Source organism: Prauserella sp. PE36 (assembly GCF_003311655.1).
Taxonomy (GTDB): domain Bacteria; phylum Actinomycetota; class Actinomycetes; order Mycobacteriales; family Pseudonocardiaceae; genus Prauserella_A; species Prauserella_A endophytica.
In genome coordinates this window covers 29,795-56,713 of the sequence record NZ_QEQT01000065.1, presented here as the reverse complement: position 1 = coordinate 56,713, position 26,919 = coordinate 29,795, and the positions used below count along the sequence as shown (strand labels likewise).

Sequence of the window (26,919 nt, the reverse complement as noted above, 5' to 3'; positions counted from 1 at the left end):
CCGGCTACATCGACAGCGAGGCGCGCAGGGGCCGCCCTACGGGATTGGTCTTTGCGGTACGTCCTGGTGCTGCTCATGGTGATCCCGCTTTCACCACGACGTTCTTGTTGCGCGACGTTGCCAAGGAGTGAGTCATTTCCGGGAGAACAGTTGCCGAATATGAACGGGCAGGAATCGTGGCTCCCCAGTTCCGCTGCCGTGTCGGTGTTGTCGAACGCCAGTAGATCGCCCGCTACGGTCGGCTACCAGAGCGCACGTGGGGCGACGATGAGGCGCTGATGCGGCGTTGACCCTCGTGAGCTGCACCAACCGCGCCGGGTAGCGTGACAACGGCACACCAGGGGGTGAGGAGATGGCAACCCAACCGTCAAGCCCGTTGGCCGACTGCCGCCACGCCGCTGGCTACACGCAAGAGACCTTCGCCGACAAGCTGGGCGTGGACCGAACCACCGTCGGCCGCTGGGAACGCGGTGTCCAATCTCCCCAACCGTGGCAACGTCCCGACCTTGCCACAGCGTTGAATATCAGCCTAGATCATCTCGACGACCTACTCCGGCGAACGAAACGGCGCTCGAACACATCGGTCGCGCTCGAAAGCCCCAACCACGAGCCATTCTTCACACCCGGTCCTTCATTCCTGCCTCACGCTGACCGTGAGCTCGGCCGGTCAAAGTTGGTCGACACGTTCTCCGGTGATGACGCGGTGCACGCCGCCATCCCACGGCTGCGGCGGGCGCTCGACAGCATCGATCTGCCCGAGGACGGACCGACGCGGTCCTTCGCCGAACTCGCGGCCGAGGTCGCAGGAATGATCGAGCACCGTCTGCAAGCACGCTATGTCGAGATGGCGTGGCGTCTGCCCAACCTGATCTCCGAGCTTGCACGGACACACGCCGATGGCGGTCACTGGGTGCGCGACGCCGCCACGCTGCTGACCCTCGCATTCCGAGCGGCCGATGGCGTGGCTTACAAGTTCGGCTACCTCGACCTGTCCGCCCGCATCATCGACCTGATGCGCGTGTCCGCCCTGGCGGCCGAGGACCCGCTGCTGGTGGCCGCTGTCGCCTACGTGCGCACCGAGACCTTCTTCGCCACAGGCGACCTGACGTCGGCCTCGCGGCTGTTGATGGCCGCCGCGGACGATCTGTCGGCTGACCTCGGCGCTTCGGCGTCCTCCGCCGCGGCCTACGGCGCCTTGCACATGCGAGCCGCCGTCGTCGCCGGCCGCGCTGGCAAGCCCGACGCCGCGTGGGATCACCTCGGTGAGGCTCATCGAGCCGCCCGCCAGGTGCCTGAAGGCGTCTACTTCGGCACGGCCTTCGGACCGGCGTCGGTCCGCATCCACGAACTCGCCGTCGCCGTCGAACTGGGCGACAGCCCGGCGGCGGTGGAGCGGGCGGCAGCCTGGCACCCACCCGACCGTCTCCCCGCCGAACGGCGCTCGCACTACTACATCGACCTGGCCCGCGCCCAGCTTCGCCTCGGCCACCACCAAGACGCCTACCTCGGTCTGGAAGCCGCCCGCCGGGTTGCCCCGCAACACGTCCGCGAACATCCCCAGGTTCGGCAGACGCTGTCGGCGCTGCTGCGCACCCACGGCTCCCCCGACGACCGCCTGTTGGAGCTGGCTACCTGGGCTCGCGCACGTTGACGACTATTGGGCTACCGATCAAGAAGAAGGGCGGGCAGCTCCGCGAGCGAGTCGATCACCCAATCGGCGTTCTCCCTGACCACGGGGTCGTCGGCCCAGAGATATCCCCACGGGCCACGCCGGATCAACGCGACACGAAGACCAGCCGCCTTCGCAGGCAGAACGTCGTTGTCACGGTGATCACCGACGTACACGATCTGATCAGCCCGACCGGGCGCGACGTCGACCACCCGCTCGAAGAAGGCGGGATCCGGCTTCGCCACGCCCCACTCGCCCGACGTACCGACGTAGTCCACGGGCAGGCCCAATGCCCGCAACAGCTGGGCGGCCCCCGGAGTCTGATTGCCAGCGACGCCCACCCACAAGCCTCCAGCGCGGAGAGCCGCCAGGCTCGGCCGCACGTCCGGGTACAGATCGCTCTCGTCGATCTGTTCCCCGCACCCGGCCTCCTCCCGCAACTGGCGCTCACGAGCCAGGTCAAAGCCAGGGCGGAAATACTCGAACGTCTCGGCGTTGTCTCGGCCCGCCGACGTAACAGCGCCGAGCACGGTCGAGAATGTATGCGGCGATACCCCCACCCAGTCAGCCCACGCACGCCACTCGCGTGAATCGTCCAGCAGAGTTTCACCCACGTCGAACACCACCGCGCTGACCATGCCTCCATGAGATCAGAACGGTCTCGCTCGTCGGTTGGATGCCTCACACCATCGGGGACAACCTGTTCATCCAGCGGATGATCAACGACCCGACAGAGCAAGACCCGGCAGGATGACCGCCGTGGACGACACCGCCGAACTTCCGCTCAGCGCGACGACAAGACCGATCTCATGGACCACGCCCGGCGCCGGGCGGCCGTCGTGACGACCGACGAGTCCGCCGAGCTCGCCGAGAGCGAGGCGGTGCGGATGGTGCGCGCGGCCGAAGCCCGCCGGAGTCCGTGGAGCCGGGAGATCGGCTCCCGAGGTGAGCAAGTCGCGCTCCTGATCGACTTCGAGAACCTGGTGCTCGGCGCGAGCGCGAGCCTGCCGGACCGAGCCGAGCCGGTACCGGCGAAGGCACTCACGTGGCTGTGTCGCGCATACGGCTCGACCACGATCCGTCGCGCCTATGCGGACTGGGCCGACCAGCGCTTCGGCCGCTACCAGCAGGCGCTCGAACGCGATGGCGTCGACCTTGTCCAGATCGGGCACGGTCCGTCGCGCAAGAACGGCGCCGACATCCGCATGACCGTCGACGCGATGGAGACGCTGATCATCCATCCGTCTGTCGAAGCGTTCGTGCTGGTCAGCGGTGATTCAGACTTCTCTCCGCTCGTTTCCAAGCTGCGGGAGTTCGGCAAGCACGTCATCGGCGTCGGAGCAGAGACCGCGGCGAGCGCACGGCTGGTCGCGGTGTGCTCGGAGTACAAACTCTTTCTCCGGACTAACAGTTGTCCGTGTTGACCGTTCTCTGGTCGGCGTCGCTCGTTCGTGCATAACCGGTCTGAGCGGCTTGGATCACGCCGTGGATGGCGTACTCGATGCGGTTGGCGGCGTCGTCGGGATCGGGTTGGCCGGTGTCGAGCCAGACGATGACAGCTTCGAGGGTGAGGGTGGGGATCAGTCGGGCTGCCCAGTCCTGCCAGGAGCCGTCCGGGATCGCGTCGGCGAGGTGGCGGTGGGCGATCTCGGTCGAGGCCAACCGGATCCGGTCGATCACGTCGCGGAACTCCGGCTCCCTGACCGCATGGCGGAACAGCAGCCGGAACCCGTCCGGGTCGGCCACGGCGGCACGCAGCAGCGCGGGAATGCTGCCCTCGTCGTAGTTCTCAATCCCGACGGCGGTCCCGAGCCGGGTGCAGGCGCGGTCCAGCACCGCCCGGTACAGGTCGTTCTTCGACGCGAAGTGTCGGTAGAGGATCACGTGCGTGACACCGGCCTCCGCTGCGATGTCGTCGAGGCCAGTGGCGGTGAACCCGGTGCGGGCGAACGCGCGGGTGGCCGCGTCGAGGAGTTGCTCGCGCCGCTGTGCGCGGGGCATGCGCCGGACACGCTCGGACTGACTTTCCGACGCGGGCTGCGTGGATTGTCGGGCGGCTGCCATCGCATCAACCTCCTCTTGTTAAAGGCAGACTATATAAGTACGTTGTTGAAGTCGGCTTGTACAAGTGGTGTGTAATGATGGAGGTCGCGATGAGCGCCCCGGTTCAGTTGCCGTTCGAGCAGGTAGATCCGTTGCGGGTCGCGCCCCAACTGCGGGAGTTGCAGTCCCAGGGTCCGGTTCACCGGGTTCGCACCGCGACGGGTGATGAGGCATGGCTGGTCACCGGTCATGCGCAGGTACGGCGGCTGCTGGACGACGACCGGCTGGGACGCGCCCATCCGGCACCGGAGACCGCGGCGCGAACCGGGGAGTCGGCGTTGTTCGGCGGACCGCTGGGCAACTTCGTCACCGAGAAGAGCGACCACGCCCGGATGCGGTCGCTGCTGCAGCCCCACTTCTCGCCCAAGCACCTACGTGCCCTGCGCCCCAGGGTCGAGGCCCTGACCGCACGGTTGTCGGACGAGTTGGCCGAGCAGGGGCCTCCCGCGGACCTGCACGCCGCGGTGGCGGTGCCGCTGCCGATCCTGGTGATCTGCGAACTGCTCGGCGTGCCCTACGAGGACCGTGACCAGTTCCGCGCCTGGACCAACGACGCCGCCAACATCCGCGATCGCGCCCGCTCGGAACAGGGATTGGGCGAGCTGTTCGCGTACGGCCAGAAGCTGGTCGCCCGCAAGCGGACCGATCCCGGCGACGACGTCATCTCCCGACTGTGCGCGACCGAAGGTGTCTCCGACGTCGAGGCCGCTGGCATGTCCATGGCGTTGCTGTTCGCCGGACACGAAACCACGGTGGTCCAGATCGCTCTGGGTGCACTGGCGTTACTGGCCAACCCCGACCAGTGGCAGAACCTGGTGAACGACCCGACCCTGGTTCCGAACGCGGTCGAGGAGATGCTGCGGGCACCAGGCAAGGGTGGCGGTGGGATTCCCCGCTACGCCCGGACCAACCTGGAGATCGACGGCGTGATCATCCAGGCAGGCGAGTTGGTGCTGCTGGACAACGGCGCGGCCAACCACGACCCGGCCGTCTTCGCTGACCCCGACCAGGTCGACATCACCCGCTCGTCCGCCGCGCACCTCACCTTCGGGCACGGCGCCCGCTACTGCATCGGCGCGCCACTGGCCCGCATCGAGCTACAAGCGGTGTTCACCCAACTCGCTGCACGGTTCCCGACGTTGCGGCTGGCCGTCGGCGTGGAGGAATTGACCATGCGGCGCGACGTGCTGACCGGCGGTCTGACCGCACTCCCAGTGCAGTGGTGACCGCATGACAGCACGCCATCCGACTGGACAATCTATCCAGGCCGAAGCAGCTTCGACCGATATCGATTCGAGCTTTGACTGACTGGGTCGGTCAGTTATCGTTGCCGCATGCCCAGGGTTCGGTCGGCGGAGTTCTTCCCGCGCCTGGTCTCGGCCGCGGCCGAGACGTTCATCGCGCAGGGATTCCAACGCACGCAGATGCAGGATGTCGCGGACCGGTTGGGGGTGGCGAAGGGCACCGTGTACGGGTACGTGGAGAGCAAGTCCGCGTTGCTGGCCGCCGCGGTGCGCTACGCCGACGATGTAGAACCGCTACCCGAGTTGGCCGAGTTGCCGGTGCCGACCCCGGTGGCGGGCGAAGTGGCGACGCTGGTGGCCGATCGGCTCCGCGGCGAGGTGACCGAGCTGCGGCTGGTGAAGGCGTTGGCCGGGCCTCGGCGGGTGCCGGTCGCCGAGGAACTCACCGAGATCGTCATCGATCTGTATCGGCGGCTGGCGCGGCATCGGGTGAGTATCAAGCTGGTCGACCGGTGTGCGCCGGAGTTGCCGGATCTCGGCGAGGTGTGGTTCGGGGTTGGCCGGGCGGGACAGGTCGCCGTGCTGACCGACTATCTGACGCGCCGTGCGGCCAGCCGAGCACTGCGTCTGCCGGGGCCAGCGCCTGTTGTGGCGCGGACGATCTTGGAGACCTGCGTGTTGTGGGCGGTGCACCTGCACTGGGACCCCGCCCGTGTTGATCCAGATGATCGCGAGCTACCGCCGCCGGAGGTCGTGGCCGCCACGCTGGCCGGGCTGCTCACCCACGGACTGGTATCAACGAAGGGACAAGGCGATGGGTAAGGCAATGAGCGTTGACCGGTTGCGGGAGAAGTGGGACAAGTACGCGCCGCGGTATGACCGCGATATCGGGTTCTTCGAGCGGGTGCAGTTCGGTGGCGGCCGGGAGTGGGTGTGCTCGCAGGCCCACGGCGAGGTGCTGGACGTGGCGGTGGGAACCGGCCTGAACCTGGCGTTCTACCCGGACGCGGTCCGGTTGACCGGGATCGACTTCAGCCCCGCCATGCTGAAGCTCGCCCACACTCGCGCAGCCGAACTGGGCCGCGAGATCGACCTGCGCGAGGGCGACGCGCAGGCGTTGCCGTTCCCGGACGCCTCGTTCGACACCGTGGTGTGCACTCTCGGGTTGTGCGGTTTCCCGGACGAGCGGGCGGCGATCATCGAGATGTACCGGGTCCTGCGTCCCAACGGGACGCTGCTGCTGCTCGACCACGTCGGCAGCCACCACCGGGTGATCCATTTCGGACAGTGGTTGCTGGAGAAGTTGACCGTGCGGATGCTGGGCGACTACCAAACCCGTCGCCCGCTGCCGCTGGTCGAGGAGGCCGGGTTGATCATCCAACGACAGGAGCGGCTCAAGGCCGGCATGGTGGAGCGGGTCGCGGCCGTCAAACCAGCAGCAGAGGGTAGCTAGCTGTCGAGAATGGGTTGCCGCAGCAGGGATTGCTTGATCGGGCGGGCGGTTAGTTCCAGCGCGCGGCGCTCGACGGCCTGGGCCTGCTCGAAGTGGTCGAGCTCGCGCAGCGGCTCGGCGCGGGTGGCGTGATAGCGGTGACAATGGTCTAGCGCACCATCCGATGTGGACAGTTCATTCCGTGCGGCCTCAGAACCGGCCACGTAGCGTGCAAGGGCGATGGCGCGAGGCAGCCGCCTCAACACCTCCTTGCCCAGGAGACGACCGACACGCCCGATTCGACACCGCGCCCGAAAATCTTGGTCAGGTTGCCACCGGTAGGTCAGCCAAGCGCCATTCGAGCATGCCGTCGGCCAACCGGCGAGCCGGGCGACCGGCGGCGATGAGCAGGCGGACCGCGTCGTGGGCGAACACGCAGTAGGCGCCGCGGCAGTAGGCGACGATCTCCTGATCGAGGGGAAGTTCAGCCAAGCGCTCGGCGAGGTCTTCCAGCGGAATCGACACCGCGCCGGGGATGTGCCCGGCGGCGTATTCCTCGCGCGGACGCACGTCGATCACGGTGGCGCCGCCGGAACGCACCCGTCGCAGCAGCTCCTCGCGGGTGACCTCCTCGGTCTCTGGCCCGAGATAGGTGGCGCGTGCGGCCTCCACGTCGGCGAGGTGCTCGACGGCCACGGCCTGGACGAGCGCGTACAGCGCGGCGACGTCATCCCCGGCGAGCCGGTAGTAGATCTTGGTGCCGTCACGGCGGGTCGTCACCAAGTTGGCCTGCTTGAGGGTCTGCAGGTGCGCCGAGGCCGTGGTCAGCCCGAGTTCGGCGGCCCGTGCCAGCGACTCGACCGTGCGCTCACCCTGTGCCAGCAGGTCCAGCAACTCCAGCCGTTTGCCGCTGCCCAGCGCCTTGCCCACGCGGGCGAACTGCTCGAACAACGCCGTCTTCGCGCCTCGATCACCCATGGTTCTCCAATCATCCTTGGAATAGTGTAGAACAGAACTCATGCGGGAACCCAACCCGCCCGCGAAGCCACGGAGGTGCCAGGTGAGCACAGTCGACATCGTCCCGCTCGTCGACGAGGGACTGGGCAATTCCGCCTACCTGCTCGACCTCGGCGATGGCCGGGCAATGGTGGTCGACGTCAGCCTCGACCTGCGGGAGTCTTCGCGCCTCGCCCGACGCCGCGGGTTGACGGTGGCGTTTGCCGCCGACACCCATCTGCACGCGGACTTCCTCTCCGGCGCCCGCCAGCTATCCGCGACCGAGGGCACACAGGTGCTCGCCTCGGCCGCCGGGCATCGCGAGTTCACCCACAGCGGGCTGCGCGACAGTGACGAGGTCGACCTCGGCGGGTTGCGGCTGCGTGCATTGGGCACGCCGGGCCACACTCATGAGCATCTGTCGTTCCTGCTGCTGGACGGCGACAAGCCGGTCGGGGTGTTCACCGGTGGTTCCCTGCTGGTGGGGTCGGCGGCCCGGACCGATCTGGTCTCACCCGAGCAGACCGAGGCGCTGGCCCGCGCCCAGTACGCCTCGTTGCGGCGGCTGGCCGAACTCCCGGACGACGTGGCGGTGTGGCCCACCCACGGTGCCGGGTCGTTCTGCTCCGCTCCGCCGGGCTCGGAACGCACCAGCACCATCGGCCGGGAGAAGACCACCAACCCGCTGCTGCGCGCCGCCGACGAGGACGCCTTCGTCACCGCGCTGCTCGGCTCGCTGGGCAGCTTCCCGCCCTACTTTCACCGTCTGGGCGAGATCAACCGTCGCGGCCCCGCCGTGCTCGACCAGCCACCGGCGCTCGCGCCGCTCAGCGTCGCCGAGGTGCGGGCGCTGCTGGCGCAGGGCGCGGTGGCGGTCGACGTGCGGCCGGTCGCCGACTTCGCTGCCGCCCACATACCGGGTGCGGTGTCGATCCCGCTGCGGCCGGTGTTCGCGTCCTGGCTGGGGTGGCTGGCACCGCACGACCAGCCGCTGATCATCGTGCGCCGGTCCGATCAGGACCCGGCGGAGATCGCGTGGCAGGCCACGAAGATCGGCTACGGCAACCTCGCCGGAGAACTCACCGGCGGCCTGGACGCCTGGACCGCCGCCGAGCACCCCACCACCAGCACTCGACTCGTGCGACCCGACCAGGTCGACACGTCGGTCCTCGACATCCGGCAGACCCCCGAGTTCGCCGCCGGGCACCTGCCCGGCGCCCAGCACGTCGAACTGGGCGAGCTCGCCGACCGCGCGCAGGACGTGCCCGGCGAACCGCTGGTCGTGATGTGCGGACACGGCGAACGCGCGATGGGCGCGGCCAGCCTGCTCGAACGCGCCGGCCACCGCGACCTCGCCGTGCTCACCGGCGGCCCCGACGACTGGGCCACGGCCACCGGCCACCGGCTGGAGACCGGAACATGAGCCGCGCCATCGGAAGCCCGCGGCTGGGGATCCGCGCCAACCTCGCCCAGTTCAGCTTGCTCGTCGCCGTCAACGCGCTGGTTGGCGGCGTGCTCGGGCAGGAACGCACCGTGCTGTCCCCGCTGGCCGAGCAGACCTTTCACCTGACCGGCTACACGTTCCTGCTGACCTACGTGCTGGCCTTCGGCGCCACCAAAGCCGCCACCAACTACTTCGCGGGCACCTGGTCGGACCGGTTCGGCCGCAAACCGGTGCTCGTCGCTGGATGGCTGATCGCGATCCCGGTGCCGCTCATGCTGATCTGGGCGCCCTCGTGGGGCTGGGTCGTCGCGGCGAACGTGCTGCTCGGGATCAACCAGGGACTGACCTGGTCCACCACCGTGATCATGAAGATCGACCTCGCCGGCCCGTCCCGCCGCGGCCTGGCGATGGGTCTGAACGAAGCCGCCGGATACCTCGCGGTCGCGGTTACCGCCGTGGCCACCGGCTACCTCGCCGCCCGCTACGGGTTGCGGCCCGCGCCGTTCCTGCTCGGCCTGTCCTACGTCGCGCTCGGCCTCGGGCTGTCCGTGCTCGTGGTCCGTGAGACCCGCGAGCACGCCCGCGTGGAAGCCGCCCAGCACACCACCCGCGCCGACGGCCGGCACGACCACCTGCACTCCGAACTGACCAACAAGCAGGTCTTCGCCCACACCAGCGTGCGCGAACCCGCCCTGTCCGCGGCCAGCCAGGCCGGGATGGTCAACAACCTCAACGACGGCCTCGCCTGGGGACTGCTCCCGATCCTGTTCACCGCGGCCGGGCTGTCGGTCGCCCGGATCGGGATCCTGGCCGCGCTCTACCCCGCGGTGTGGGGCCTGGGGCAACTCGTCACCGGTCCGCTGTCGGACCGGTGGGGCCGCAAACACCTCATCACCACCGGCATGCTCGTCCAAGCTGCGGCGCTCGGCCTCATCGCGCTGGCCGACACGTTCACCCTCTGGGCGGTGGCCGCGGTGCTGCTGGGCGCGGGTACCGCGATGGTCTATCCGACGTTGCTGGCCACCATCGGCGATGTCGCCCATCCGGCCTGGCGTGCCCGCGCGGTCGGGGTCTACCGGCTCTGGCGCGACGGCGGGTTCGCCGTCGGCGCCCTGCTGTCCGGGATCGTCGCCGACCTCTGGGGCATCCGCGCCGCGGTGTGGGTGGTCGCCGCGATCACCGCCGCCTCCGGCCTGATCGTCGCGGCACGCATGTACGAGACACACCCGCGCGACCAGCGCGCCGAACCCGTTCCACTACAGGAGAAAGACACGCCGTGACCATCCCTAGTGGACTAGCCGAGGACCCGATCTACCTCGACTACAACGCCACCACGCCCGTCGATCCCACAGTCGTCGAGGCGACGCTGCCGTATTTGACCGGCGAATTCGGCAACCCCTCCAGCGACCACCGCTACGGCACCACGCCCCGCGCCGCACTGGAGCACGCCCGCGACCAGGTCGCCGCCCTGATCGGCGCGCCAGGCGGACGAATCGTGTTCACCGGCTCCGGTTCCGAGGCCGACAACCTCGCCATCCGCGGTGTGGTCTTGGCCGCCGGAACCGACCGGCCGCACGTGATCACCCAGACCACCGAGCACCCCGCTGTCCTGCAAGCGTGCCAGGCGTTGCAACGCTGGCACGGCGCCGAGGTGACCTACCTGCCCGTCGACACCGACGGGCGCGTCGACCCGGCCGCGCTGGCCGCCGCATTCACCGGCCGCACCGTGCTGGTGTCGATCATGGCCGCCAACAACGAAACCGGTGCCCTGCAACCGATCGACGAACTGGCCCGCATCACCCACGAGCACGGCGCGGTGTTCCACTGCGACGCCGCCCAAACCGTCGGGAAGATCCCGCTCGACGTGACCGCCCTCGACGTGGACCTGCTCACCGTGGTCGGGCACAAAATGTATGCCCCCAAAGGCATCGCCGCCCTCTACACGCGACCCGGCCTGGCACTGGAGCCCTTGGTGTACGGCGGCGGACAGGAACACGGCCTGCGCGCCGGCACCGAAAACGTCGCCCTCGCCGTCGCACTGGGCACCGCCGCCGACCTCGCCGCCGCCGACCTTGCAGCAGGAGGCCACGAGCGCATCCAGACCCTGCGCGACCGGCTCCACGACCAGCTCGCCGCGCGACTGCCCGGCCGGGTGGAACTCAACGGGCCCGCGGCGGCGCGGCTGCCGAACACGCTCAACATCAGCATCCTCGGGGTGACCGGGCACAGCCTGCTCGCCGCGACACCGGGGATCGCCGCGTCGACCGGCTCCGCGTGCCACGCCGGTGACCACCAGCCCTCACCTGTACTGACCGCGATGGGCCTCGACGCCGAACGGAGCCTGTCCGCGTTGCGGCTGTCCCTCGGTCGCTGGAGCACCCCCGCCGACATCGACCGCGCCACCGAGCTGATCACAACCACGACAGGAAGCAGGGATTGATGAGCGACCCGAAGGTGAACACCACGCCCGAACAGCGACCCGGCTTGTCCACCCGGTGTGTGCACGCCGGAGACGTCCGCGACCCGCAAGGCGCCATCCACCCGCCGCTCTACGGGCACTCCACCTTTGCCTTCGACTCCACCGCCGACCTGCTCGACGTCGTCGAAGGCCGACGCGAGGGCAACCTCTACACCCGCTACGGCCTCAACCCCACCATCCGCTCCCTGGAACGCAAACTCGCCGACCTCGAAGACACCCAGTCCGCGCTCGCGTTCGGATCCGGCATGGCCGCCGAAGCCGCGACCTTCCTGTCCCACATCAAGACCGGCGAGCACATCGTGTGCCTGGGCGACGTCTACGGCGGCACCTTCGAACTACTCGGCGAGAACCTGCCCCGGCTCGGAATCGAGACCACCTTCCTCACCGCCGGCGAAGCCAATCAGCTACCCGACGTGCTCACCGACCGCACCCGGATCGTGTTCTTCGAAACCCCGTCCAACCCCAACCTCGACATCTTCGACATCGCCGCGATCACCGCCCAGGCGCACAAAGCCGGGGCCCTGGTCGTGGTGGACAACACCTTTGCCACCCCGGTCAACCAGAACCCGCTGCACCACGGCGCCGACCTGGTCATCCACTCCGCGACCAAATACCTCGGCGGCCACAGCGACCTCACCGCCGGAGCCGTCGCTGGCCCCGCCGAACTGCTCGCCCCGATCGCCGCGTGGCGCAAGAACCTCGGCCAAGTCATCGCCCCCGAGATCGCATCACTGCTCGCCCGCAGCATCCGCACCCTCGTCGTCCGGGTCCGTGCCCAGAACACCGCCGCCACCGCCGTCGCCGAATACCTGGCCGAGCATCCCCGCGTGACCAAGGTCAACTACCCCGGCCTGGCCACCGGCGACCAAGCGACCATCGTCAAAACCCAGATGCGCGGCCACGGCGGCATGCTCAGCTTCCTCGTCGACGGCGACGCCAACGCCACCGCGGCTGTAGTCGACCGGCTCCGAGTGTTCAGCATCGCCGCCAGCCTCGGCGGCGCGGAAAGCCTTGTCACGCAACCCATCACCACCACCCACCACGGCCTCGACCCCGCCGACCGAGCCCGTCGCGGCATCGCCGACAGTATGGTCCGCCTCTCCATCGGGCTCGAAGACGCCGACGACCTCATCGCGGATCTGGACCAAGCGCTGACGCTCCCGACCCGCACAGTCTGATCGAGGCCGTCCCATCGTTGGTCGGTCGGCCAGTCCTGACCAATGTGGCCGCTGCGGTGGTCATTGGTTTCGGCACTGCCTCGGGCCACCGACTCGCCGATGCCCTTGCGTGGCGCGTTCAACGAGGTTGTCGTCGCCGGTAGCGCTCGTACATCACGCGCGCTACCGGCCGAGCAGCACGGTCAGCAAGGTATGCCGATCACCGGCATCCCCAAACCGACGGTGTCCTTGCCGTGTCCGGCGCGGTTGCGTTCGAGCCTGCGGTCAAGGCTGACGAGCTTCTTCGTCGCCTCGGCGAGGCTGACCTGAAGTCCCTGGGCTTCGCCCAGCCACCGATTCATCGTGGCTTCGGCGATGCGCTCTTTGAGGTTATGAATTATCTCGACGAGCCTGCCGCGTTGTCTGGGGTCGACCCGAAGCATCGGGCAGCGAATACAAGAATGCTCGTGCTGACAGCTGCTTCCATACGGGCGTCCACATTCACCAAGCTCTAGTTTACGCAGTTGGAAGTGTCGCTGGAATTCTGTCCATTCCTCGTCCGTCGGCTCCCTGTATTCTTCGTGGGGTCGGAGCGCTCGCCTGTTGGCCAGGAAGCTGCGATAGGTCTTGACGAGTTCTTCCTGGAAGACGGCGAGATATGCTTGGGTCGTGTTGATGTTTTTGTGCCCCAATAGGCGTGCCACGATATGGACGGGAAGGCCGCCGGTGACGGCGTCAGTGGTGAACAATCTCCGGAAATCATGTGGGCTGAAGTTCATCGACTGTCCGGCGGCGTCGCAGATCCCGCTTCGGGTAAGCGTGTCCGCGAGCAACTTGTAGACCGTGCCGGTGCTGATGACTTTCGACTTCCCGGCGAGGGTGCGCTGGAACAAGTGTGGCAATGGTGGACCGATGGTCCGTTCGTGCGGGTCGTATCGGGCCACCAGCGGTATGGTGTTGCCATTATGCGCGCGGAGCCTGGTCACGATCGTAGCCAGAACGCTGGCGAGTTCGGGGCTGACCAACAGTAGTCTTTCCTCGTTGGACTTCGAGGGGACGATCTGAAGCAGAGGTACGACTTCGCCGGTGTCCGGAAGCCGGTACGACACCAACGCCAGGTGTGTCACCTCCAGCAACTCTTCCAGCCGAACTCCGGTATGGCGCAATGTTTCGATGATTCCCCACGCCCAGAACGCTTCGTCCTCGCCGCGCAGCACGTCGATTCGTTCGCCCGTGGCGGTATTCTCCACCGGCAACGTCGATGATCCGACGTCGCTATTCGTGGGGCTCGTCGTCTTGTAGGCGACCCGGCGGTAACGAACCCCGTTGCGGACGAACGTCTCGCCCACCGGGGTCGCCCGCGCTACATCCAGCAGGTCTGCTTGGTCCTTGTGGTGGCGTTCGGCGTAGTCGACCAGCATCGGCAGTTGAGGGAGTCGTTCCCGCACACGCTGGTGCATCGCGGCCGTCGTTTTCTTCTGGGCCTTGCCCATGCCTTTGAGGTCGCTCGCGCGGACCGGGCTGGGCGCGGCCCAAGCGGCCCAAGCCGCGGGGTCCTCGGTCGCCCATTCCTGGATGTCGAGGTAGAGCGTCCGGACTCGGGTCATGACGCCCAGGTGGTCCCGGCGAGGTCGTTGATGGCCACGGCGTGTGACGCAGAAACGCACTCGGCCGCGCCAGGCTTCGGCCACCTCCGGCGGCAAGCGCAGCGTGTCGATACCGGGATGATGCTGCTCGACGTCCGCCCAGAAGACAGCGGCGAGGTAGTAGGACAAGGTGATCAAGCTCTTGTGGTCCAGGCCGGCGCTGCGCTCGTCCAGGTACCGCACGAGGACATCTCGGACCGGGCGGCACGCAATCGGGTAGCGGTCGACGAGCTCGGCCGGGCTGCGTTGGCCCGTGCGGAGGGTGTCCCGCAGGGACAAGTCCGTGCGCAGGATATCGAGGGCACGCAACAGGTCCCATGCCTCGTGAGTGCCGCCGGCAAAACGACCGGTGTTTCGCATGAACCAGGCGCGGTACTCGAAGACGTCGTCGGCGCCGAGTTGGTCCAGATCGCGGCCGGTGTGCAGCACGATCTTGCACAGCACCCTCAGCCCCGCGACCAACCGTCGACCGGTCAGATGAGGGTAGGTAGTGGTGCTCTTCCGGGCCTGCGCGAACAGGTCGGGTCGGCGGATCTCCTGCACACGGTCCAACAGCGTCTGGCTGTGATACTGGGCCAGGAACCGGTAGCTGGGCAGGATCGCCCGGCTCAGCAGCAGCCAGTTCACGCCGCGAGTGACCTCGTTGCGCGCGGTCAGCGGTGCCCTGTGGTCGGCGGCGACCAGGGTGTCGAACCACTCTGTTCCGGCGTCGGCGTTCGCGGCCAGCCATCGATCCTGCCAGCCGTCTCCGGGATAGGTCAGCAACCACTGAAGCACCCGGCTGGTTCCGCGTTGGCGGGCGGCCTGCTCCTTGGCGCTCGCGTCGGACCAGCCCGGCACGCCCGACAGGGTGGCCACCACGCGGTCGGCGGGCACGGCGTCGATCGGTCCGACCCCGTGGGCGCAGCGCGCGACGAGATCGTCATGACGCGCAAGAAAATGCCCTTTCGTCGATGGCGTTCTTGTACTCGTGCGTCCGGATCAAGTGCCTGCCGGCGTTCCCGTCGGCGTTGTTCCTGTCCGCGTTCTTGTCCGTGACGGGTTCTGGGTCGGGGCAGCAACCGGTTCTCATGCCCAGAACCTCACCGGTGCGCATCCCTGTCAAGTAGGCGCAGACGATGAAGGCCGCTGTGCCGAGGTGCCGCATCAGCACTGGTGTCTCGGCGAAGTCCAGAGCCTGCCGCCACGGCAACCCGGCGATCCGGCCGGTTATCGGGACGTCCAACGGGCACGGCCCTGGCCGCTGCGCGGCGACGGCCGCGAGGCCCTCGCGCTGGTTCAGCTTGTCGATCTGGGCGCGTGAGGCTCCGGTGATGCCGCTGAGGTAGGTCGCGGCGAGACAAACCTCGCCCCGGATCCGGCTGGCTGGCAACGGCGATCCGGCGGCCAGCAGCGGGGCGAGGAACGCCTCCAACGCGGCTTTCCCGTGCGGTGTCCCGGTCGTGGTGCGGGCGACCTCAGTCAGCCGCTGCGTCTCGACCCAGGCGGCGAGGATGTCCTCGGCCAGGTCGTCGATCATGCGCATCGCCCAGATCAGCAGCGGGCCTATCGTTTGTTCGGCCAATGGCTCGGTCTCGTTCTCCCCACCGGTGATCGTGGCGGCGGGGAGGTAGTCATCAGCTCCGCGTTCGTCCCACGGAGGCCGCCCGATCCCGGCAGGCCGGGCGCACAGCTGATCGAACGCCCACAGCCGGGTCACTGCGCCCAACGTCTTGTGCGTGTGGTTGCGGTTGGTGTGGCAGCTCAGGAGATGTTGCCCGTAGGAGTGCAGGACACTGGTGGTGCAGTCGGCGAGACGCCGGATGCCGTGAGCCTCTAGCCAGTTCGCCAGGCGTATCCAGGCCGAGATCGTCTCGTGTATCTGTGCGGCGCTGAGGCGGGAACGCAGCCGGGCGCCGCGAGCCCGCAGGAACGTGGGCCGCAAGCGGCCGTTGATCATCGTCCAAGAGGCCAGCCGCAGTTCGTCGGCGAACACCGCCGGACAGTTGCGCCAGTAGATCACCCTCCGGTACGCGCTGGGGTTGGCCGTCAGCGGGCCAAGCGGCCAGGCGGCGTCGGCATAGCGGGCGTTGAGATGGGCGTGCATCGCCACGACGAACGGCGGCAGGACCACCGCAGTGCCAGGTTCCGGCAGCGGCAGGAGATAACGGTAGTGGCGGCTGAGGTCCAGGGCGGCGGTCACGTGTCGAGGTCTCCGGTCAGCATGAGGTCGATCAGTTCCCGGTCAGTGTCGGTGACCTGGGCTTTCGCTCGTGTCCACACGGTGGCGCCGAGCTTGGTCTTCAGGTCGTCCAAACGGGCGTGGGTCTCGCCCCAGTCCGCGTCCCACACCGTCGGCGCCTGCACGGAGCGCAGGTGGCTCACCGCGTGGTGCAAGTGGGCGAGCCGACCGTGGTGGCCGGGATGGATCCGGGCGTTCACGCAACCCAGGCACATCAGGAACGACGCCCCACATCGATCACCAGAACCACCACCAGAACCACCGCCAGCTGCCGGGTAGGGGCTGTGCTCGATGTTGGCGCAGTCCGCCGTCGCGGTCTCTACATCGCCGGGGTCCGGCGCGTCCCGGAGTTCAGCCACCAGCACCGCTCGACGCGCGTGCGCGGTCGCCTCGTCCGCACCGGCCGCGATGATCGCGACAGCCTCGGACTGCACCCGCTTGTCGACCAGCACGTAGTGCCGGTCGTGCGTGTCCTGGCTGTTCTGGCCCGGCTCGCGGCGATTGAGCGCGTTCACCGTCTGCCGTCCCCGCTGAAACGGCGACCCGCGCAACCCCACCGTGCGTGCCCACCGTGCACCGGCGTCGCGATGAACCCCGAAATGGAACGGACCGACCGGTGGCTGCCGGTCCCCGTCGGCGCGTTCCCGGCCGACGACGTGCGTGCGCCAGACGACCAGCAGATCGACATCCGGGGCGCGGTCCGCGACGACGGCACGAGCAAACCGAGTAGCCGCCAGCGCCTGCGTGATCAGCCGGCCCGGCGAGGCGGCACCATCATCGGTGACGTTGCGGGTCTCGTAGAAGCGGCCCGCACCACGGCGCCGTTTCTCGATCGGGATGCGGTACGTCGGCCGGCCATCCTCGCCAGGGTCGGGTAACGCTCGGGGTATCGCGGCTCGGTCGATCACCGAGAGGTTCCAACCGAACTCCGCCAGCAGCAGCACCCCGAGCGCGGTGGCCTCCATACGGGACAGAAACAGCCGCTGCCACGTCACCGCCGCGGCCATGCCCCCGAACGCCTTCCGGTACTTGTAGACGATGCCCCGCCCGCCTCTCGCGCGGCGGCCGGGATAGTGGATGAGGTCGCCGGTGCGGGCGAGGACGTCCAAGGCTTCGCCGAGCACCCAGTCGCGGCTGCCCTCGGTGAACTCGCCCGCCTGCCAGCGCTGCAGGTGGGCGGCGTTGTGCTCGATCCGCAGCAACGCCGCACGGAACATGCGCCGAGCGGCGAGCTTGACCCGGTCGAACTCGGCCTCGCTGTAGGACTGGATCCCACTGCGGGGTCGCTGGGCGCGCCGGGCCAGCGTGTCCGCGATCGGCCCGGTCTGCAGCCGGGGGTCGCCGCGCAGCAGGCTGGTGACCGCAGTGAACGTGGTGTAGCCACCCGCAGTGGCCAGCACGCTCTCCCGCCAGCGTTCGATCAGACTCGCGGTCAGCTCGTCCACGTCACGCGGTGGCCGCGCCTGCTGAGACAGGAAGATCGTGAACGTCTCCAGCTGCCGCCAATACATCGTGGAACTGGCGTGCACAGTCCAATGGTGCGGTGTGCAGCGGGCAGCGAACAGCGCGGCCAGCGAGCGCTGCAGCGGCTCGGCGACCGGCAGTGCAGCGAAGTCGTACTCCTGGACCCGGCCAGCGCTGTTGTAGTGGTGCACGACCAGCCCATCCGCCGCGACATACTCCGGGCGGGCATGGCCGGCCGACGGCAGGGACGCCCGGCGCCCTCGACGACTCATGCTGTGACTCACGCGATCCCACCGCCCGCAGGCCGCATACAGTCATCAAGGTCCTGGATGCCCTCCGATTCCCGCGCGATCCGCGCGAACACCACGTCCAGTTCGGGCATCGGTGCCGCCGCCGACTCAGCCGCGCCGGCCAGCATCGACCGCAACTGCAGGTCCGCCACGGGCGCCAGATACCGGTCCACAGTGGTCTCCCGCGAGGAATGCCCCAACAAGCACTGCACCATGAACCACGGATCCCCGTACAGCTGCCGGAAATCCCGCCGCTCCTCCGGACTCAACCCGTACTTCAGATCCATCAGGGTGTTCAACACCACCAACATGAACAGCGCGAACGAGTGCCGCGCCGAGTGCGGCGTCGCGTACGGAGCGAACACCTGATGCGGATCGAGGCCCATCCGGTTCGGCGGGGACAGCACCCGCTCGCAGCGCCCGTTCGCGGCGGTGAACACCCCTCCCAGGAATGCACCTGAAACGGCAGGCCCTGCTCATTGAGCCACAACCACAACGGCTCCAACCCCCGCGGCCCCTCAGCGAACAGCGTCATCCGCTCCCGCACCGTCAGATCATCCAACCCTCGCTCACCAGTGACGCCGGCCTCGTCACGCCAGCGCACCGTCGGCTTGCGGCCCCTGGTCACCTCGACAACCACCCGCCTGCCCGGCAGCCGGTCGTAGCGCCCCTTCTTCTGCGCTCGGCGCACCGCCCACGCCCGCGAAGACTCCACATACGCCTCGATCTCCCCGACCGCGTCTGCGGCGACGTAGAACGTGCGCGCCTTCTTCGACCGCGTCACCTCGGCAGCGACCTTGCCGCGGTAATAGCGGGCACCCTCCACCTGCCGCGCTGGCACCTCAAACGTCAGCAACGACCCGCCCTCCGCCCGCCGCAGCCCCGAGGTGACCAATAGCCGCACGAACGCCACGTTGCGGTCTTCCAGCCGACCCACCCAGCCATGTTCCGGAACTCCGTCACGGGAATGCCCACGCAGCCCGACCTCGATCCACCGCCGCCACGTCCGCGGCGTCAGCCAGTGCACATTGCTCGGCCGCGCGTCCTTCGCCCTGGCCGCCGGCACCGTCAACACCGCACCCTCACGACCCACCACCTGCTTCATCGCCAGCGGGCTGCGCCGCACGTGACGGTTGTTGACCGCCCACCGGTACAAGCTCGCGAACGCCGCCAACTCGCGATCCCACTTCGAACCCCCGACCCGCGCAGGATTCCGCTCCGCGAACCGGCGCCAATGCTCGTAATCCTCCACATCCCTCTCGCTCGCCGCAGTCCACACCCGACCGCGAACGGACAAGAACGTCAGAAACAAGCCGATGTCCGTGGCGTAGTTCCGCCGCGTCTCCGTCGTGTACTCGCGGAACCGCTTCGACCGCCCGTACAAACTCAACAGCGGATCCACGCGATACTCCGGCGACAAGAAGATCGGATCCCCCGCCCGTACGCCCGCCTCGTCTTCGCGCGCCGCCAGATCCGCCCAGCCCGCCAGCGCCTGTCGTCGCACCCCGCCACGCAGCGCATCCTGCGGCACCCAGAACACCCGCCAGCCCGCCACGCCACCGTCCCTCTCGAAGTGGATCAACACCCACATTCAATAGGGAACTGCGATGGCGCGGCCAGGGACGCAGCGTCGCCTTCACCTACACCGATGGCCGCCTGGTGTCCGATTCGCTCTACCTGTGCGGCTTCGTGTACCTGGTCGGTGACGGTGAGGGCGAACTCAGCGGCTCGATCACCGCCGACGAGCTGGTGTCGCTCCACTGGGACCGCGATCAGGCCGTGGACCCCGAAGCGCTGCGCGGGGTGCTCGACCAGCCGCGTGTCACGGCCTGGTCCGGGACCACGATCGGCAGGAACGAGTCGCATGACGGGATCTGGCTCCGCCTGACCGTGACCGACCCGCGCGTGTGCCGGATCAAGGTCCACGCCGACGTCCCGCCCGAGGTGTGCGATCCGGTCGCAGGGTGGTGGCGCATGGCGCTGGTCGAGGGCGACACGCTGGTGTACCTCACCGCCCGCCGCCTGGAATCCGACGACGAGGTGCGGTGGGAGTTGGGCGCGATCGGTCACGGCCCGGCCGCCGACGAGCTGACCGAGTACCTCTGCGACGAGATCCGATCCTGGGCGCCCGAGCGGAACCAGCACACGCCATCGCTCATCGTCTACCCGGCTGGTACCCCGGACAGCGAACTGGCGGGCCCTGCCATCGACAAGACCCACAGCAGGTTCGTCCTCACCTACGACCCGGCCGGATGATCTCGTCGCCGGTCTGCGACCTCGGTGTCAGGCAGAGGCGCGGCCTGACCGTTGCCGTGGAGCGCGGCGAGGTGGGTCATCCGGGGAGTGGAAGTCCCGCCGTCCTCCAGGCGCTGGCCAACAGCGCGCTGGTGTCGGAGTCGAGTCGTCCGGCGAACGCCTGCGAGATCGCCGCGCCCCATAGTGCGTTGACGACCGCCGTGTCTGTGGGTGACTCGCCGACGGCGTCCTCGGCGGCTGGAACGGTCTCCCAGTACAGCGAGCGCGCCCGGAGCGGGAACCCCCACGCGATCGACGCCTCGGTGACCGTGTCACACGCTGCTTGCCAGCGTTGCTCGTCGATTTCCGCGCACACTCGACCCATCCGGCGCACAACCCCTGCCGGCGTGGCTTCGGCATGGCGCAGGACTCGCAGCGCGGCTTGGGTGTGCGGGCCGTAGGCGTCAGTCGCGGTGTGTCGCGAGGGCAGACAGGTCTGCCGCCACGGAGCGATGAGCAATTCGTAGTCGGCGCTTCCCGTGTCGTCGTGGCCTGCCGCTGCGATCGCCAGTCCGGCGTCGAACACGGGCAGGACCACCTTGTGCCAGCCGGAGTGGTCCGGTGAAGCCTGCCGGGCCAGCAGGTAGGGGTGCTGCAGCACGGCGATCGGGTCGTCGAGTTCGGCGGGCATCGGCAGGCCGAAGGTGTCCTTCCATCGGATCCACCGTGAGGCAAGCCGTCCGGCCAGCTCGGGGTCGGAGATCCGGTTGATGATCCTGTCCCGAACGGCCTGGCGATCGGAGGCGCGCTCCTCGCCGAGCGAGCCCATGCGAGTGATCTGCTCGAAGGTCAGGTTGGCGATGGTCACGTCGAGCTGTCGCCATTGCTCGCCACGAGGGTGCTGGGCCAACAGCGCGCGTCCCAAGTCGTCACGACCGCGGCCCGGACCGGAGGTGCTCATCGGTTCAGGATGGCAGCCCCGATCTGCCCACGTCGGTGCAGGCTGCGTGGCCGGTGTGGCGGCAGACCACGCGGCGCCTCGACCGGCTTCCGCGGCGGCGAGGTCAGCGGGGCGGTGCGGGCCGCAAGACCCTCTGTGGCGGGGTGATCGTGGGTGACGTAGGAGTAGGAGCATGGTGACCGCGGTGGTGTTCGACGTGGGCGAGACGTTGCTGGACGACTCGCGCGAGTGGGGTGCGTGGGCCGACTGGATCGGCGTGCCACGTCATACCTTCTCGACCGTGCTGGGTGCGGTCACCGCTGCCGGCCGGGACAACGCCGAGACGTTCCAGTACTTCAAGCCGGGATTCGACCTTGCCCGCGAACGGCGGCTACGGGAAGAGGCCGGACTGGGTGAGCACATCGAGGACAACGACCTTTACCCCGACGTCCGGCCCGGCTTGGCGCGGCTGCGGGAGCTCGGCTTGTGGGTGGGGGTGGCCGGGAACCAGACCTCCCGCGCTGCCGAGCTGCTGCGTGCGCTGGGCCTGCCGGTGGACCAGATCGCGACGTCGGGCGAGTGGGGTGTCGCCAAGCCCTCGCTCGAGTTCTTCGCGCGCGTCGCGGAGATGGTGCCCGACGGACCCGGCGAGACGGTGTACGTGGGTGACCACCGGGACAACGACGTGGTGGCGGCGAAGGCGGCGGGGTTCCGCACGGCGTTGATCAGGCGTGGCCCGTGGGGCTACCTCTGGGCTGACGACCCGGTGGTGCGTCGCGACGCCGATTGGGTGATCGACTCCCTGCACGACCTGCCCAATCTGCTGGCGCCGCACTAAACGTCCGGCCGGGCATCAACGAGCACGAGCCCAGGCGGCGAGGTCGAGCAGTCCCGTGCTCGGGGCGCTGTGAGTACGCAGCAAGGTCGACAGCGAATGGCGGACCTGGGGATGGGTGCGGGTGTGCTCGGGCGCGGCCTGGCGGGCGGCTTGCAGGCACAGGTAGGCGTCCTCGTGACGGCCGAGCGTGAGCTGGGCGCGGGCGAGGTCGATGAAGTAGTGGGAGCGACGTTCGGCGGGCAGGTTGTCGGGCGGGTGCCACGCCGCCGCCCGTTCGATGCCCAGAGGATCGCGCAGTTCGACGGCGACGGCGAGTTCGTGGATGCATAGGGAGGCCGGCCCGAACGCGGTGCCCTGGTAGACGCCTTCGGGGACGGCGGTTGCGGCGCGGCGGGCTTCGCGCAGGTGGTCGGCGGCGCGATCGGGCTTGCCAGCCCGGCCCGCGACGACCGCGGCGCGCATGTGCAGGGCGCCGAAGGCGGCCGAGGCCGAGGCGGTGTCGAGGTCGGGTACGTGGTCGGCGGCGAGTTCGAGGGCTCGGGCGGCGGTGTCCAGGTCGCCGTTGGCGAAGAAGGTCTCGGTGCGCACGTACGCCACCGTGGCCAGCAGCAGTGGGTCCTCGGCGAGCTGGGCGGCCGAGCGCATCAGGTCGATCAGCCGCGCGGACAGGTCCAGGTAGCCGAACTTGAAGGCCACCCCGTCGGCGGCACGCAGCGCCAGGGTGAGCAGGGCTGCGGCGTGGCGGCGACCGGCGACGTCGCCGAGCTGGCCGGCGCGGGCGAGTTCGGCGATGAGGTCGGGCAGGCGACGGGCGAGGTTGCCGTAGCGGGACTGCAGCCGGTCGTCGCTGGCGCGGGAGATGTCGCCGTGTAGGCCAGCCGGGGTCCTGGTGTACCCGTCGTCGGGCAGGTCCAGTCGGTCGAGGGCGCGGCGCAGGCGTGGGATCGCGGCGTGGATGACGTCGACCTCGGCGACGGGTTCGCGCTGGTGGCTGTCGCTGGTCGGTGGTGCCGGCGGGACCAGCTCGACGCCGATCGGTGCCGAGGCCAGGACCGCAGCTGAGGTGGGCTTGTTGGAGCGTCGGGCGGTGCGGCGCAGCAGGTCGTCCAACTCTTCGAGAGAGACCTGCAGGGCGCGCGCGAGGCCGGGCCGCTGCCACGGCTGGGGCGACTGGACGCCGCGTTCCCATCGGCCGATGGTGGTGCGCTCGACCTTCAGCGTGACGGCGAGGCTTTCCTGGGTGTAGCTGGCGGCTTCGCGAGCAGCGGCCAGCGGAGTGAGTGGCCGTGCCGCCATCGCGCGTCCCCTTCTTCCGGTCCCTCCATAGCGCACAGTACTCGCCCGTTTCCGCAGCGTACGGCCGGTGTCGCCCCATGAGTGCCTCACCGTCGCCCGGCCTCCGACCACCAACCACAGACGGCCGGACGCCGAACACCCGCTCCCCGCACTCGTTTGGGTGACACAGCCGATCTCCCGCCAGGAAAAACCCTGATCGGGCCGGGTGCCGCCCCGTGGACGCCTCGCAGCCGCCGCACGATCGCTCTGGTGATCGCGGTGGGCGACGCCGTTGACTGGCCTCGGGCCTGCGGTGGCCGACCCCCGACCGGTCACCGCAGGCCGTACTCGATCCCGGTCGCCTGACTTCGCGGAAGTGAGCTTGGTTCAGTGCAGATGCACGAGGTGATGCTGCCGCACTCGCCCCTGTCGATCGACCGGCCGAGCACGCTGGTCCGCTGATGCCGCACAAGATCACCGTCGAGCATTCGTTCGAGTCCGGACACAGACTGCCGCACCTGGGCGGCAAGTGCGTGAGCCTGCACGGCCACTCCTGGTCGGTCGCAGTGACGGTGAGCGCCCCGGAACTGAGTCCCGAGGTGACCGTGGTGGAGTTCGGCGCGCTCAAGGTCGGGCTTCGGCGGTGGATCGACGAACACCTCGACCACGCGACGATGCTCGGCGCGCGCGACCGACTGATCGAGCCGCTGATCGCGGAGGGCAGCCGGGTGTTCTGCTTCGGGGTCGAGCGCCCGGCGGACGTTGCCGAGCAGTTCGGCCACGGGCTGGCGTGGCCCACCGTGGAGGCCGTCGCGGTTTTGCTGGGTCGGGTCGCCGAGAGCGTTTTGGCCGGGCTTCCTCGCGCCGACGGCGCGAGGGTCGAGCGGGTCCTGGTTCACGAGACCCGGCTCAACACCGCCGCCTACGAGCCCTCGGTGCCGCGATGAGCACTCCAGGCACTGGCCGCCGAGCACGGGCAGGCCCGACCCTGACGTGCCCCTTCGATATTGCCCCGTCCGTCGATCGTGAGAAGCACCATGACTACCACCTCGCCCGCCCTCGGCCCGCTCGTCGCGGTGTACGGCCTTGTCGGACACGACGAGCGACTTCTAGTCGTCCGCGACTCGGACGCGATCACGTACCGGCTGCCGGGCGGCTTCGTACGAGCCGGTGAAGCTGTCGAGGACGCCCTGCGGCGCATCCTTCGGGAACAGGTCGACGCCCACGCGGCCCACCTGGACTTCTGCGCCGCCGTGGAACTGCGCAACCAGCACCCAGGCACGCAACCCACCGTCTTCGAGCTGGCCCTGCTGTTCGACGTGACTCTCATCGACCCCAGTGCGGTCCGGGTTGACCACGGCGAGGCGCGCTGGGCCACCGATACCGAACTCGACCACCTGGACCTGCGGCCGACGACCCTCGCGGATCGGTTGCGCAACGGCGGACCGACCCGCGAGCAGCCGTGGTGGCCTGCCCGGTCCTAACCGGAGGTCCACCGCTCGTTCATGCGGCGCCATGCCCGCCAAGAAGCAACCCCGAAGGAACCATGTCGTCGGCACTTGACCTCACCGCCGCCCTGCCGGCGGCCCACGCCGCGATCGACCTCGCGGTCGAGCACGTGCTCAGCCACCCTCCACGCAACATCCGGTACAAGGGAGACCGCAATCCGGTCTCCGAAGTGGACGAGACCGTCGAACACCTTGTGCGGCAACGACTGAGCGCCTGCGGCCATGCCGAGACCGGGTTCGTGGGGGAAGAGACCGGAGCGGTCGGCAACTCGGACACGTACTGGGTGCTCGACCCTATTGACGGCACGATCAACCACCAGCACGGCAACCCGCTGTGCGCTATCGCGCTCGGCTTGGTCCACCGCGACCAGCCGGTCCTCGGCGTCACCGCGCTGCCTTTCCTCGGCCACCGCTACTGGGCGGCCCACGGCCACGGCGCCTACCGCGACGGCGACCCGATCAGCGCCTCCACCACCGACGGCCTCAACAAGGCCCTGGTCGGGTTCAGCGACTACGGCAGCGGTGCCGACGAAGGTTTGCGCGACGTGTTGTGCGCCGCTGTAGACCGCGAACTCACCGCCCGAGCACAAGGGCTGCGCCGGTACGGCTCCTCCGCGCTGGACCTGGTCTGGGTCGCCGACGGCACCCTCGACGCCTGCGTACTGCTCGGCAACCACACCTGGGACACCGCGTCCGGCGCCGTTATCGCCCGCGAGGCCGGTGCCCTCGTGCTCGACGCCGACGGCAGTCCGCACTCGACCAGGTCGCGCTGCGCGATCGCGATGACGCCAGGGCTACGGGACGAGGTGTTGCCGCTCCTACGGGTGCTGCGCGGTAGCCGCTTCTGGCCCGACGACAACGAACCCGACGACTTCGGTCACCGGGCCGCTCCTCTCGGAACGGAAGTGCTGCCGTGAAAGGGAGTACGCCGTGGTGATCCTGCCGACTCAGCGCCGCTCGTCCGAAGTGCCGCCGTCCGTACCGGCCCAAGCCGCCGACACTCCCACACTTAACGTCGACCACAGCGAGCTGACGCAATACCTACCCAGTCTGGGAGACCTCCCCGCAGCGGGGCTTCTGGCTCAGCCACTGGACGTCAACCAGGAGCGCGCCGCGGCGCTTCGGGCCGCGGCGCAAGGACAGCGCTCCGACGACGAGCATCTTGCGCTTCTGGACCGCGTCCTTGAGGCGCTGCGCCGCATCTGACCAAAACGGGCTCTACATGAACGCCGACCGCGCCGCACGTCCGAGCCGTGAGGTGACCATCTCCACCCACGTGGGGCGTGGTTCGCGCCGCATCCCTCTGAACTGCCGACCTACGCATTCAGATGTGCGAGCAGGTGCTCCAGCCTCCCCATTACCACGAGTTCATGATGCGTATCGTCGGCGGAAGCAGCCCGCTGATCCCGACGATCTCGGGCCCGCCCGAAGAGACAGGCAGTTTCTCGCCGCATTGGCTGTGTCGGATTGAGTTCGTGTCCTGTTCAGGCGACACAGCCTTCTCTTGTCTCGTTTCGAGGCCGTTGCCTGTGTCGCAAATCGCGTTGAGTGCTGGCCGGTCGTGGCTGGTTCAGGAGCTGAAGAATGGTCTCCGGCATGTCCTGCGGTTTGATCACTCACGGGGTGATCCGCAGGTGGGAGGGCTGCCGAGTTGCGCACAGCAGTACGATCGACGCGGCTACGTGGTCTCGTGACCTGTGCGTTCGCACCCGAAGGGTCAGGGAGAGCCTGGTGAAGGGAACGGGCACGTTGGACACGATCGATCCGCCGGAGGCAGCCGTCTCGATGGACTCCCCAGAGCCCGAGATGAGTGCAGAATCCTTCACTGTCCGTGCCGACGGGGCACTGGCCGACGCCCAGAGCGCCCAAACCCTGGTCACATCGGTTTTGAATATGCCGCCGGATGGCGTGGCCGTCGTCGACCTGTCCGCGGTGAACTACTTCACGATGGAAGCCGTCGGGCCGTTCTTGCAGCTGG

General features: G+C 68.7%; 26 protein-coding genes. 15 read left to right on the top strand and 11 right to left on the bottom strand.

Going from position 1 to position 26,919, the window contains the following annotated elements; translation table 11 throughout:
* Positions 1–352 precede the first annotated feature (352 nt).
* Complete coding sequence (locus DI005_RS18270) at positions 353–1,651, top strand: helix-turn-helix transcriptional regulator (protein ID WP_091675172.1); 1,299 nt, start codon at positions 353–355, stop codon at positions 1,649–1,651.
* 11 nt (positions 1,652–1,662) lie between these two features.
* Here the strand turns inward: DI005_RS18270 and DI005_RS18265 are convergent, their stop codons facing one another.
* Positions 1,663–2,307, bottom strand: a complete 645-nt coding sequence (locus DI005_RS18265; protein WP_113642917.1) for an HAD family hydrolase — start codon at positions 2,305–2,307, stop codon at positions 1,663–1,665.
* A 201-nt stretch (positions 2,308–2,508) separates the two neighbouring features.
* Here DI005_RS18265 and DI005_RS18260 point away from each other — a divergent pair, with 201 nt between their 5' ends.
* Positions 2,509–3,093, top strand: coding sequence for an NYN domain-containing protein (locus DI005_RS18260; RefSeq protein ID WP_199542958.1), 585 nt, complete (start codon positions 2,509–2,511; stop codon positions 3,091–3,093).
* On the opposite strand, the gene DI005_RS18255 is transcribed toward DI005_RS18260, so the two are convergent.
* Positions 3,074–3,670: a TetR/AcrR family transcriptional regulator gene (locus tag DI005_RS18255; protein ID WP_233520186.1), complete on the bottom strand. Its 597-nt coding sequence runs from the start codon at positions 3,668–3,670 to the stop codon at positions 3,074–3,076. The two genes, DI005_RS18260 and DI005_RS18255, sit on opposite strands and share 20 nt — an antisense overlap.
* Before the next feature lie 152 nt (positions 3,671–3,822).
* On the opposite strand from DI005_RS18255, the gene DI005_RS18250 reads away from it, so the two are divergent.
* The 3 genes from DI005_RS18250 (at position 3,823) to DI005_RS18240 (ending at position 6,469) form a co-directional block, all read left to right on the top strand.
* Positions 3,823–4,998 (top strand): cytochrome P450, encoded by a 1,176-nt coding sequence (locus DI005_RS18250; protein ID WP_091675324.1) that lies wholly within the window; start codon positions 3,823–3,825, stop codon positions 4,996–4,998.
* 108 nt (positions 4,999–5,106) lie between these two features.
* Positions 5,107–5,838 carry a TetR/AcrR family transcriptional regulator gene (locus tag DI005_RS18245; RefSeq protein ID WP_091675169.1) on the top strand — a complete coding sequence of 244 codons (732 nt, stop codon included), beginning with the start codon at positions 5,107–5,109 and terminating at the stop codon, positions 5,836–5,838.
* The gene (locus tag DI005_RS18240; RefSeq protein WP_091675168.1) at positions 5,831–6,469 is read left to right on the top strand and encodes a class I SAM-dependent methyltransferase; all 639 of its coding nucleotides are present in this window, start codon (positions 5,831–5,833) and stop codon (positions 6,467–6,469) included. Before DI005_RS18245 ends, DI005_RS18240 begins: the two co-directional genes overlap by 8 nt.
* Here the strand turns inward: DI005_RS18240 and DI005_RS18235 are convergent.
* Both DI005_RS18235 and DI005_RS18230 read right to left on the bottom strand, forming a co-directional pair.
* Positions 6,466–6,714, bottom strand: coding sequence for a hypothetical protein (locus DI005_RS18235; RefSeq protein WP_091675167.1), 249 nt, complete (start codon positions 6,712–6,714; stop codon positions 6,466–6,468). The two genes, DI005_RS18240 and DI005_RS18235, sit on opposite strands and share 4 nt — an antisense overlap.
* Before the next feature lie 58 nt (positions 6,715–6,772).
* Entirely contained in the window at positions 6,773–7,426 is a 654-nt protein-coding gene (locus DI005_RS18230) for a metalloregulator ArsR/SmtB family transcription factor (RefSeq protein WP_091675166.1), read from the bottom strand.
* Between the two features lie 82 nt (positions 7,427–7,508).
* Here DI005_RS18230 and DI005_RS18225 point away from each other — a divergent pair, with 82 nt between their 5' ends.
* From DI005_RS18225 to DI005_RS18210, 4 genes are read left to right on the top strand one after another with little or no spacing between them, the layout of a single operon-like run.
* Complete coding sequence (locus DI005_RS18225; protein WP_091675165.1) at positions 7,509–8,867, top strand: rhodanese-like domain-containing protein; 1,359 nt, start codon at positions 7,509–7,511, stop codon at positions 8,865–8,867.
* Positions 8,864–10,168 carry an MFS transporter gene (locus DI005_RS18220; RefSeq protein WP_091675164.1) on the top strand — a complete coding sequence of 435 codons (1,305 nt, stop codon included), beginning with the start codon at positions 8,864–8,866 and terminating at the stop codon, positions 10,166–10,168. Before DI005_RS18225 ends, DI005_RS18220 begins: the two co-directional genes overlap by 4 nt.
* Positions 10,165–11,328, top strand: coding sequence for a cysteine desulfurase family protein (locus DI005_RS18215; protein WP_091675163.1), 1,164 nt, complete (start codon positions 10,165–10,167; stop codon positions 11,326–11,328). The genes DI005_RS18220 and DI005_RS18215 overlap by 4 nt, the downstream gene beginning before the upstream one ends.
* Complete coding sequence (locus tag DI005_RS18210) at positions 11,328–12,545, top strand: PLP-dependent aspartate aminotransferase family protein (RefSeq protein WP_199542956.1); 1,218 nt, start codon at positions 11,328–11,330, stop codon at positions 12,543–12,545. The genes DI005_RS18215 and DI005_RS18210 overlap by 1 nt, the downstream gene beginning before the upstream one ends.
* A 182-nt stretch (positions 12,546–12,727) precedes the next feature.
* Here the strand turns inward: DI005_RS18210 and DI005_RS18205 are convergent, their stop codons facing one another.
* From DI005_RS18205 to DI005_RS18190, 5 genes are read right to left on the bottom strand one after another with little or no spacing between them, the layout of a single operon-like run.
* On the bottom strand, positions 12,728–15,046 hold the full coding sequence (locus DI005_RS18205) for a site-specific integrase (protein WP_091675162.1): 2,319 nt from the start codon (positions 15,044–15,046) through the stop codon (positions 12,728–12,730).
* Positions 15,047–15,092: 46 nt separating this feature from the next.
* Entirely contained in the window at positions 15,093–16,352 is a 1,260-nt protein-coding gene (locus DI005_RS18200) for a hypothetical protein (protein WP_091675161.1), read from the bottom strand.
* Positions 16,349–18,127 carry a hypothetical protein gene (locus DI005_RS18195; protein ID WP_143101884.1) on the bottom strand — a complete coding sequence of 593 codons (1,779 nt, stop codon included), beginning with the start codon at positions 18,125–18,127 and terminating at the stop codon, positions 16,349–16,351. The genes DI005_RS18200 and DI005_RS18195 overlap by 4 nt, the downstream gene beginning before the upstream one ends.
* A gap of 8 nt (positions 18,128–18,135) precedes the next feature.
* The gene (locus DI005_RS38625) at positions 18,136–18,444 is read right to left on the bottom strand and encodes a hypothetical protein (RefSeq protein ID WP_199542954.1); all 309 of its coding nucleotides are present in this window, start codon (positions 18,442–18,444) and stop codon (positions 18,136–18,138) included.
* Entirely contained in the window at positions 18,441–19,727 is a 1,287-nt protein-coding gene (locus DI005_RS18190) for a site-specific integrase (protein WP_199542952.1), read from the bottom strand. The genes DI005_RS38625 and DI005_RS18190 overlap by 4 nt, the downstream gene beginning before the upstream one ends.
* 77 nt (positions 19,728–19,804) lie before the next feature.
* Here DI005_RS18190 and DI005_RS18185 point away from each other — a divergent pair, with 77 nt between their 5' ends.
* The gene (locus DI005_RS18185; protein WP_091675159.1) at positions 19,805–20,401 is read left to right on the top strand and encodes a hypothetical protein; all 597 of its coding nucleotides are present in this window, start codon (positions 19,805–19,807) and stop codon (positions 20,399–20,401) included.
* A gap of 76 nt (positions 20,402–20,477) precedes the next feature.
* Here the strand turns inward: DI005_RS18185 and DI005_RS18180 are convergent, their stop codons facing one another.
* Positions 20,478–21,341, bottom strand: a complete 864-nt coding sequence (locus DI005_RS18180; protein WP_091675158.1) for a hypothetical protein — start codon at positions 21,339–21,341, stop codon at positions 20,478–20,480.
* Positions 21,342–21,513: 172 nt separating this feature from the next.
* Here DI005_RS18180 and DI005_RS18175 point away from each other — a divergent pair, with 172 nt between their 5' ends.
* A complete protein-coding gene (locus DI005_RS18175; protein WP_091675157.1) occupies positions 21,514–22,158 on the top strand; it encodes an HAD family hydrolase in 645 nt (214 codons plus the stop codon).
* 15 nt (positions 22,159–22,173) lie between these two features.
* Here DI005_RS18175 and DI005_RS39005 read toward each other — a convergent pair whose 3' ends face one another.
* Positions 22,174–23,454 (bottom strand): helix-turn-helix transcriptional regulator, encoded by a 1,281-nt coding sequence (locus DI005_RS39005; RefSeq protein ID WP_091675156.1) that lies wholly within the window; start codon positions 23,452–23,454, stop codon positions 22,174–22,176.
* Positions 23,455–23,894: 440 nt separating this feature from the next.
* On the opposite strand from DI005_RS39005, the gene DI005_RS18165 reads away from it, so the two are divergent.
* The 4 genes from DI005_RS18165 (at position 23,895) to DI005_RS18150 (ending at position 26,147) form a co-directional block, all read left to right on the top strand.
* Positions 23,895–24,380, top strand: a complete 486-nt coding sequence (locus DI005_RS18165) for a 6-carboxytetrahydropterin synthase (protein ID WP_091675155.1) — start codon at positions 23,895–23,897, stop codon at positions 24,378–24,380.
* Between the two features lie 90 nt (positions 24,381–24,470).
* The gene (locus tag DI005_RS18160) at positions 24,471–24,917 is read left to right on the top strand and encodes an NUDIX domain-containing protein (protein ID WP_113642916.1); all 447 of its coding nucleotides are present in this window, start codon (positions 24,471–24,473) and stop codon (positions 24,915–24,917) included.
* A 62-nt stretch (positions 24,918–24,979) separates the two neighbouring features.
* Complete coding sequence (locus DI005_RS18155) at positions 24,980–25,858, top strand: inositol monophosphatase family protein (protein ID WP_113642915.1); 879 nt, start codon at positions 24,980–24,982, stop codon at positions 25,856–25,858.
* A gap of 13 nt (positions 25,859–25,871) precedes the next feature.
* Positions 25,872–26,147: a hypothetical protein gene (locus DI005_RS18150; RefSeq protein ID WP_091680110.1), complete on the top strand. Its 276-nt coding sequence runs from the start codon at positions 25,872–25,874 to the stop codon at positions 26,145–26,147.
* The last annotated feature ends 772 nt before the right edge of the window (positions 26,148–26,919 follow it).

Coding starts and splice junctions, on each gene's coding strand:
- DI005_RS18270 (WP_091675172.1), top strand. CDS start 353: ATGGCAACCCAACCGTCAAGCCCGTTGGCCGACTGCCGCCACGCCGCT.
- DI005_RS18265 (WP_113642917.1), bottom strand. CDS start 2,307: ATGGTCAGCGCGGTGGTGTTCGACGTGGGTGAAACTCTGCTGGACGAT.
- DI005_RS18255 (WP_233520186.1), bottom strand. CDS start 3,670: ATGCCCCGCGCACAGCGGCGCGAGCAACTCCTCGACGCGGCCACCCGC.
- DI005_RS18250 (WP_091675324.1), top strand. CDS start 3,823: ATGAGCGCCCCGGTTCAGTTGCCGTTCGAGCAGGTAGATCCGTTGCGG.
- DI005_RS18245 (WP_091675169.1), top strand. CDS start 5,107: ATGCCCAGGGTTCGGTCGGCGGAGTTCTTCCCGCGCCTGGTCTCGGCC.
- DI005_RS18240 (WP_091675168.1), top strand. CDS start 5,831: ATGGGTAAGGCAATGAGCGTTGACCGGTTGCGGGAGAAGTGGGACAAG.
- DI005_RS18230 (WP_091675166.1), bottom strand. CDS start 7,426: ATGGGTGATCGAGGCGCGAAGACGGCGTTGTTCGAGCAGTTCGCCCGC.
- DI005_RS18220 (WP_091675164.1), top strand. CDS start 8,864: ATGAGCCGCGCCATCGGAAGCCCGCGGCTGGGGATCCGCGCCAACCTC.
- DI005_RS18210 (WP_199542956.1), top strand. CDS start 11,328: ATGAGCGACCCGAAGGTGAACACCACGCCCGAACAGCGACCCGGCTTG.
- DI005_RS18195 (WP_143101884.1), bottom strand. CDS start 18,127: ATGAGTCGTCGAGGGCGCCGGGCGTCCCTGCCGTCGGCCGGCCATGCC.
- DI005_RS18180 (WP_091675158.1), bottom strand. CDS start 21,341: ATGAGCACCTCCGGTCCGGGCCGCGGTCGTGACGACTTGGGACGCGCG.
- DI005_RS18175 (WP_091675157.1), top strand. CDS start 21,514: ATGGTGACCGCGGTGGTGTTCGACGTGGGCGAGACGTTGCTGGACGAC.
- DI005_RS39005 (WP_091675156.1), bottom strand. CDS start 23,454: ATGGCGGCACGGCCACTCACTCCGCTGGCCGCTGCTCGCGAAGCCGCC.
- DI005_RS18165 (WP_091675155.1), top strand. CDS start 23,895: ATGCCGCACAAGATCACCGTCGAGCATTCGTTCGAGTCCGGACACAGA.
- DI005_RS18160 (WP_113642916.1), top strand. CDS start 24,471: ATGACTACCACCTCGCCCGCCCTCGGCCCGCTCGTCGCGGTGTACGGC.
- DI005_RS18155 (WP_113642915.1), top strand. CDS start 24,980: ATGTCGTCGGCACTTGACCTCACCGCCGCCCTGCCGGCGGCCCACGCC.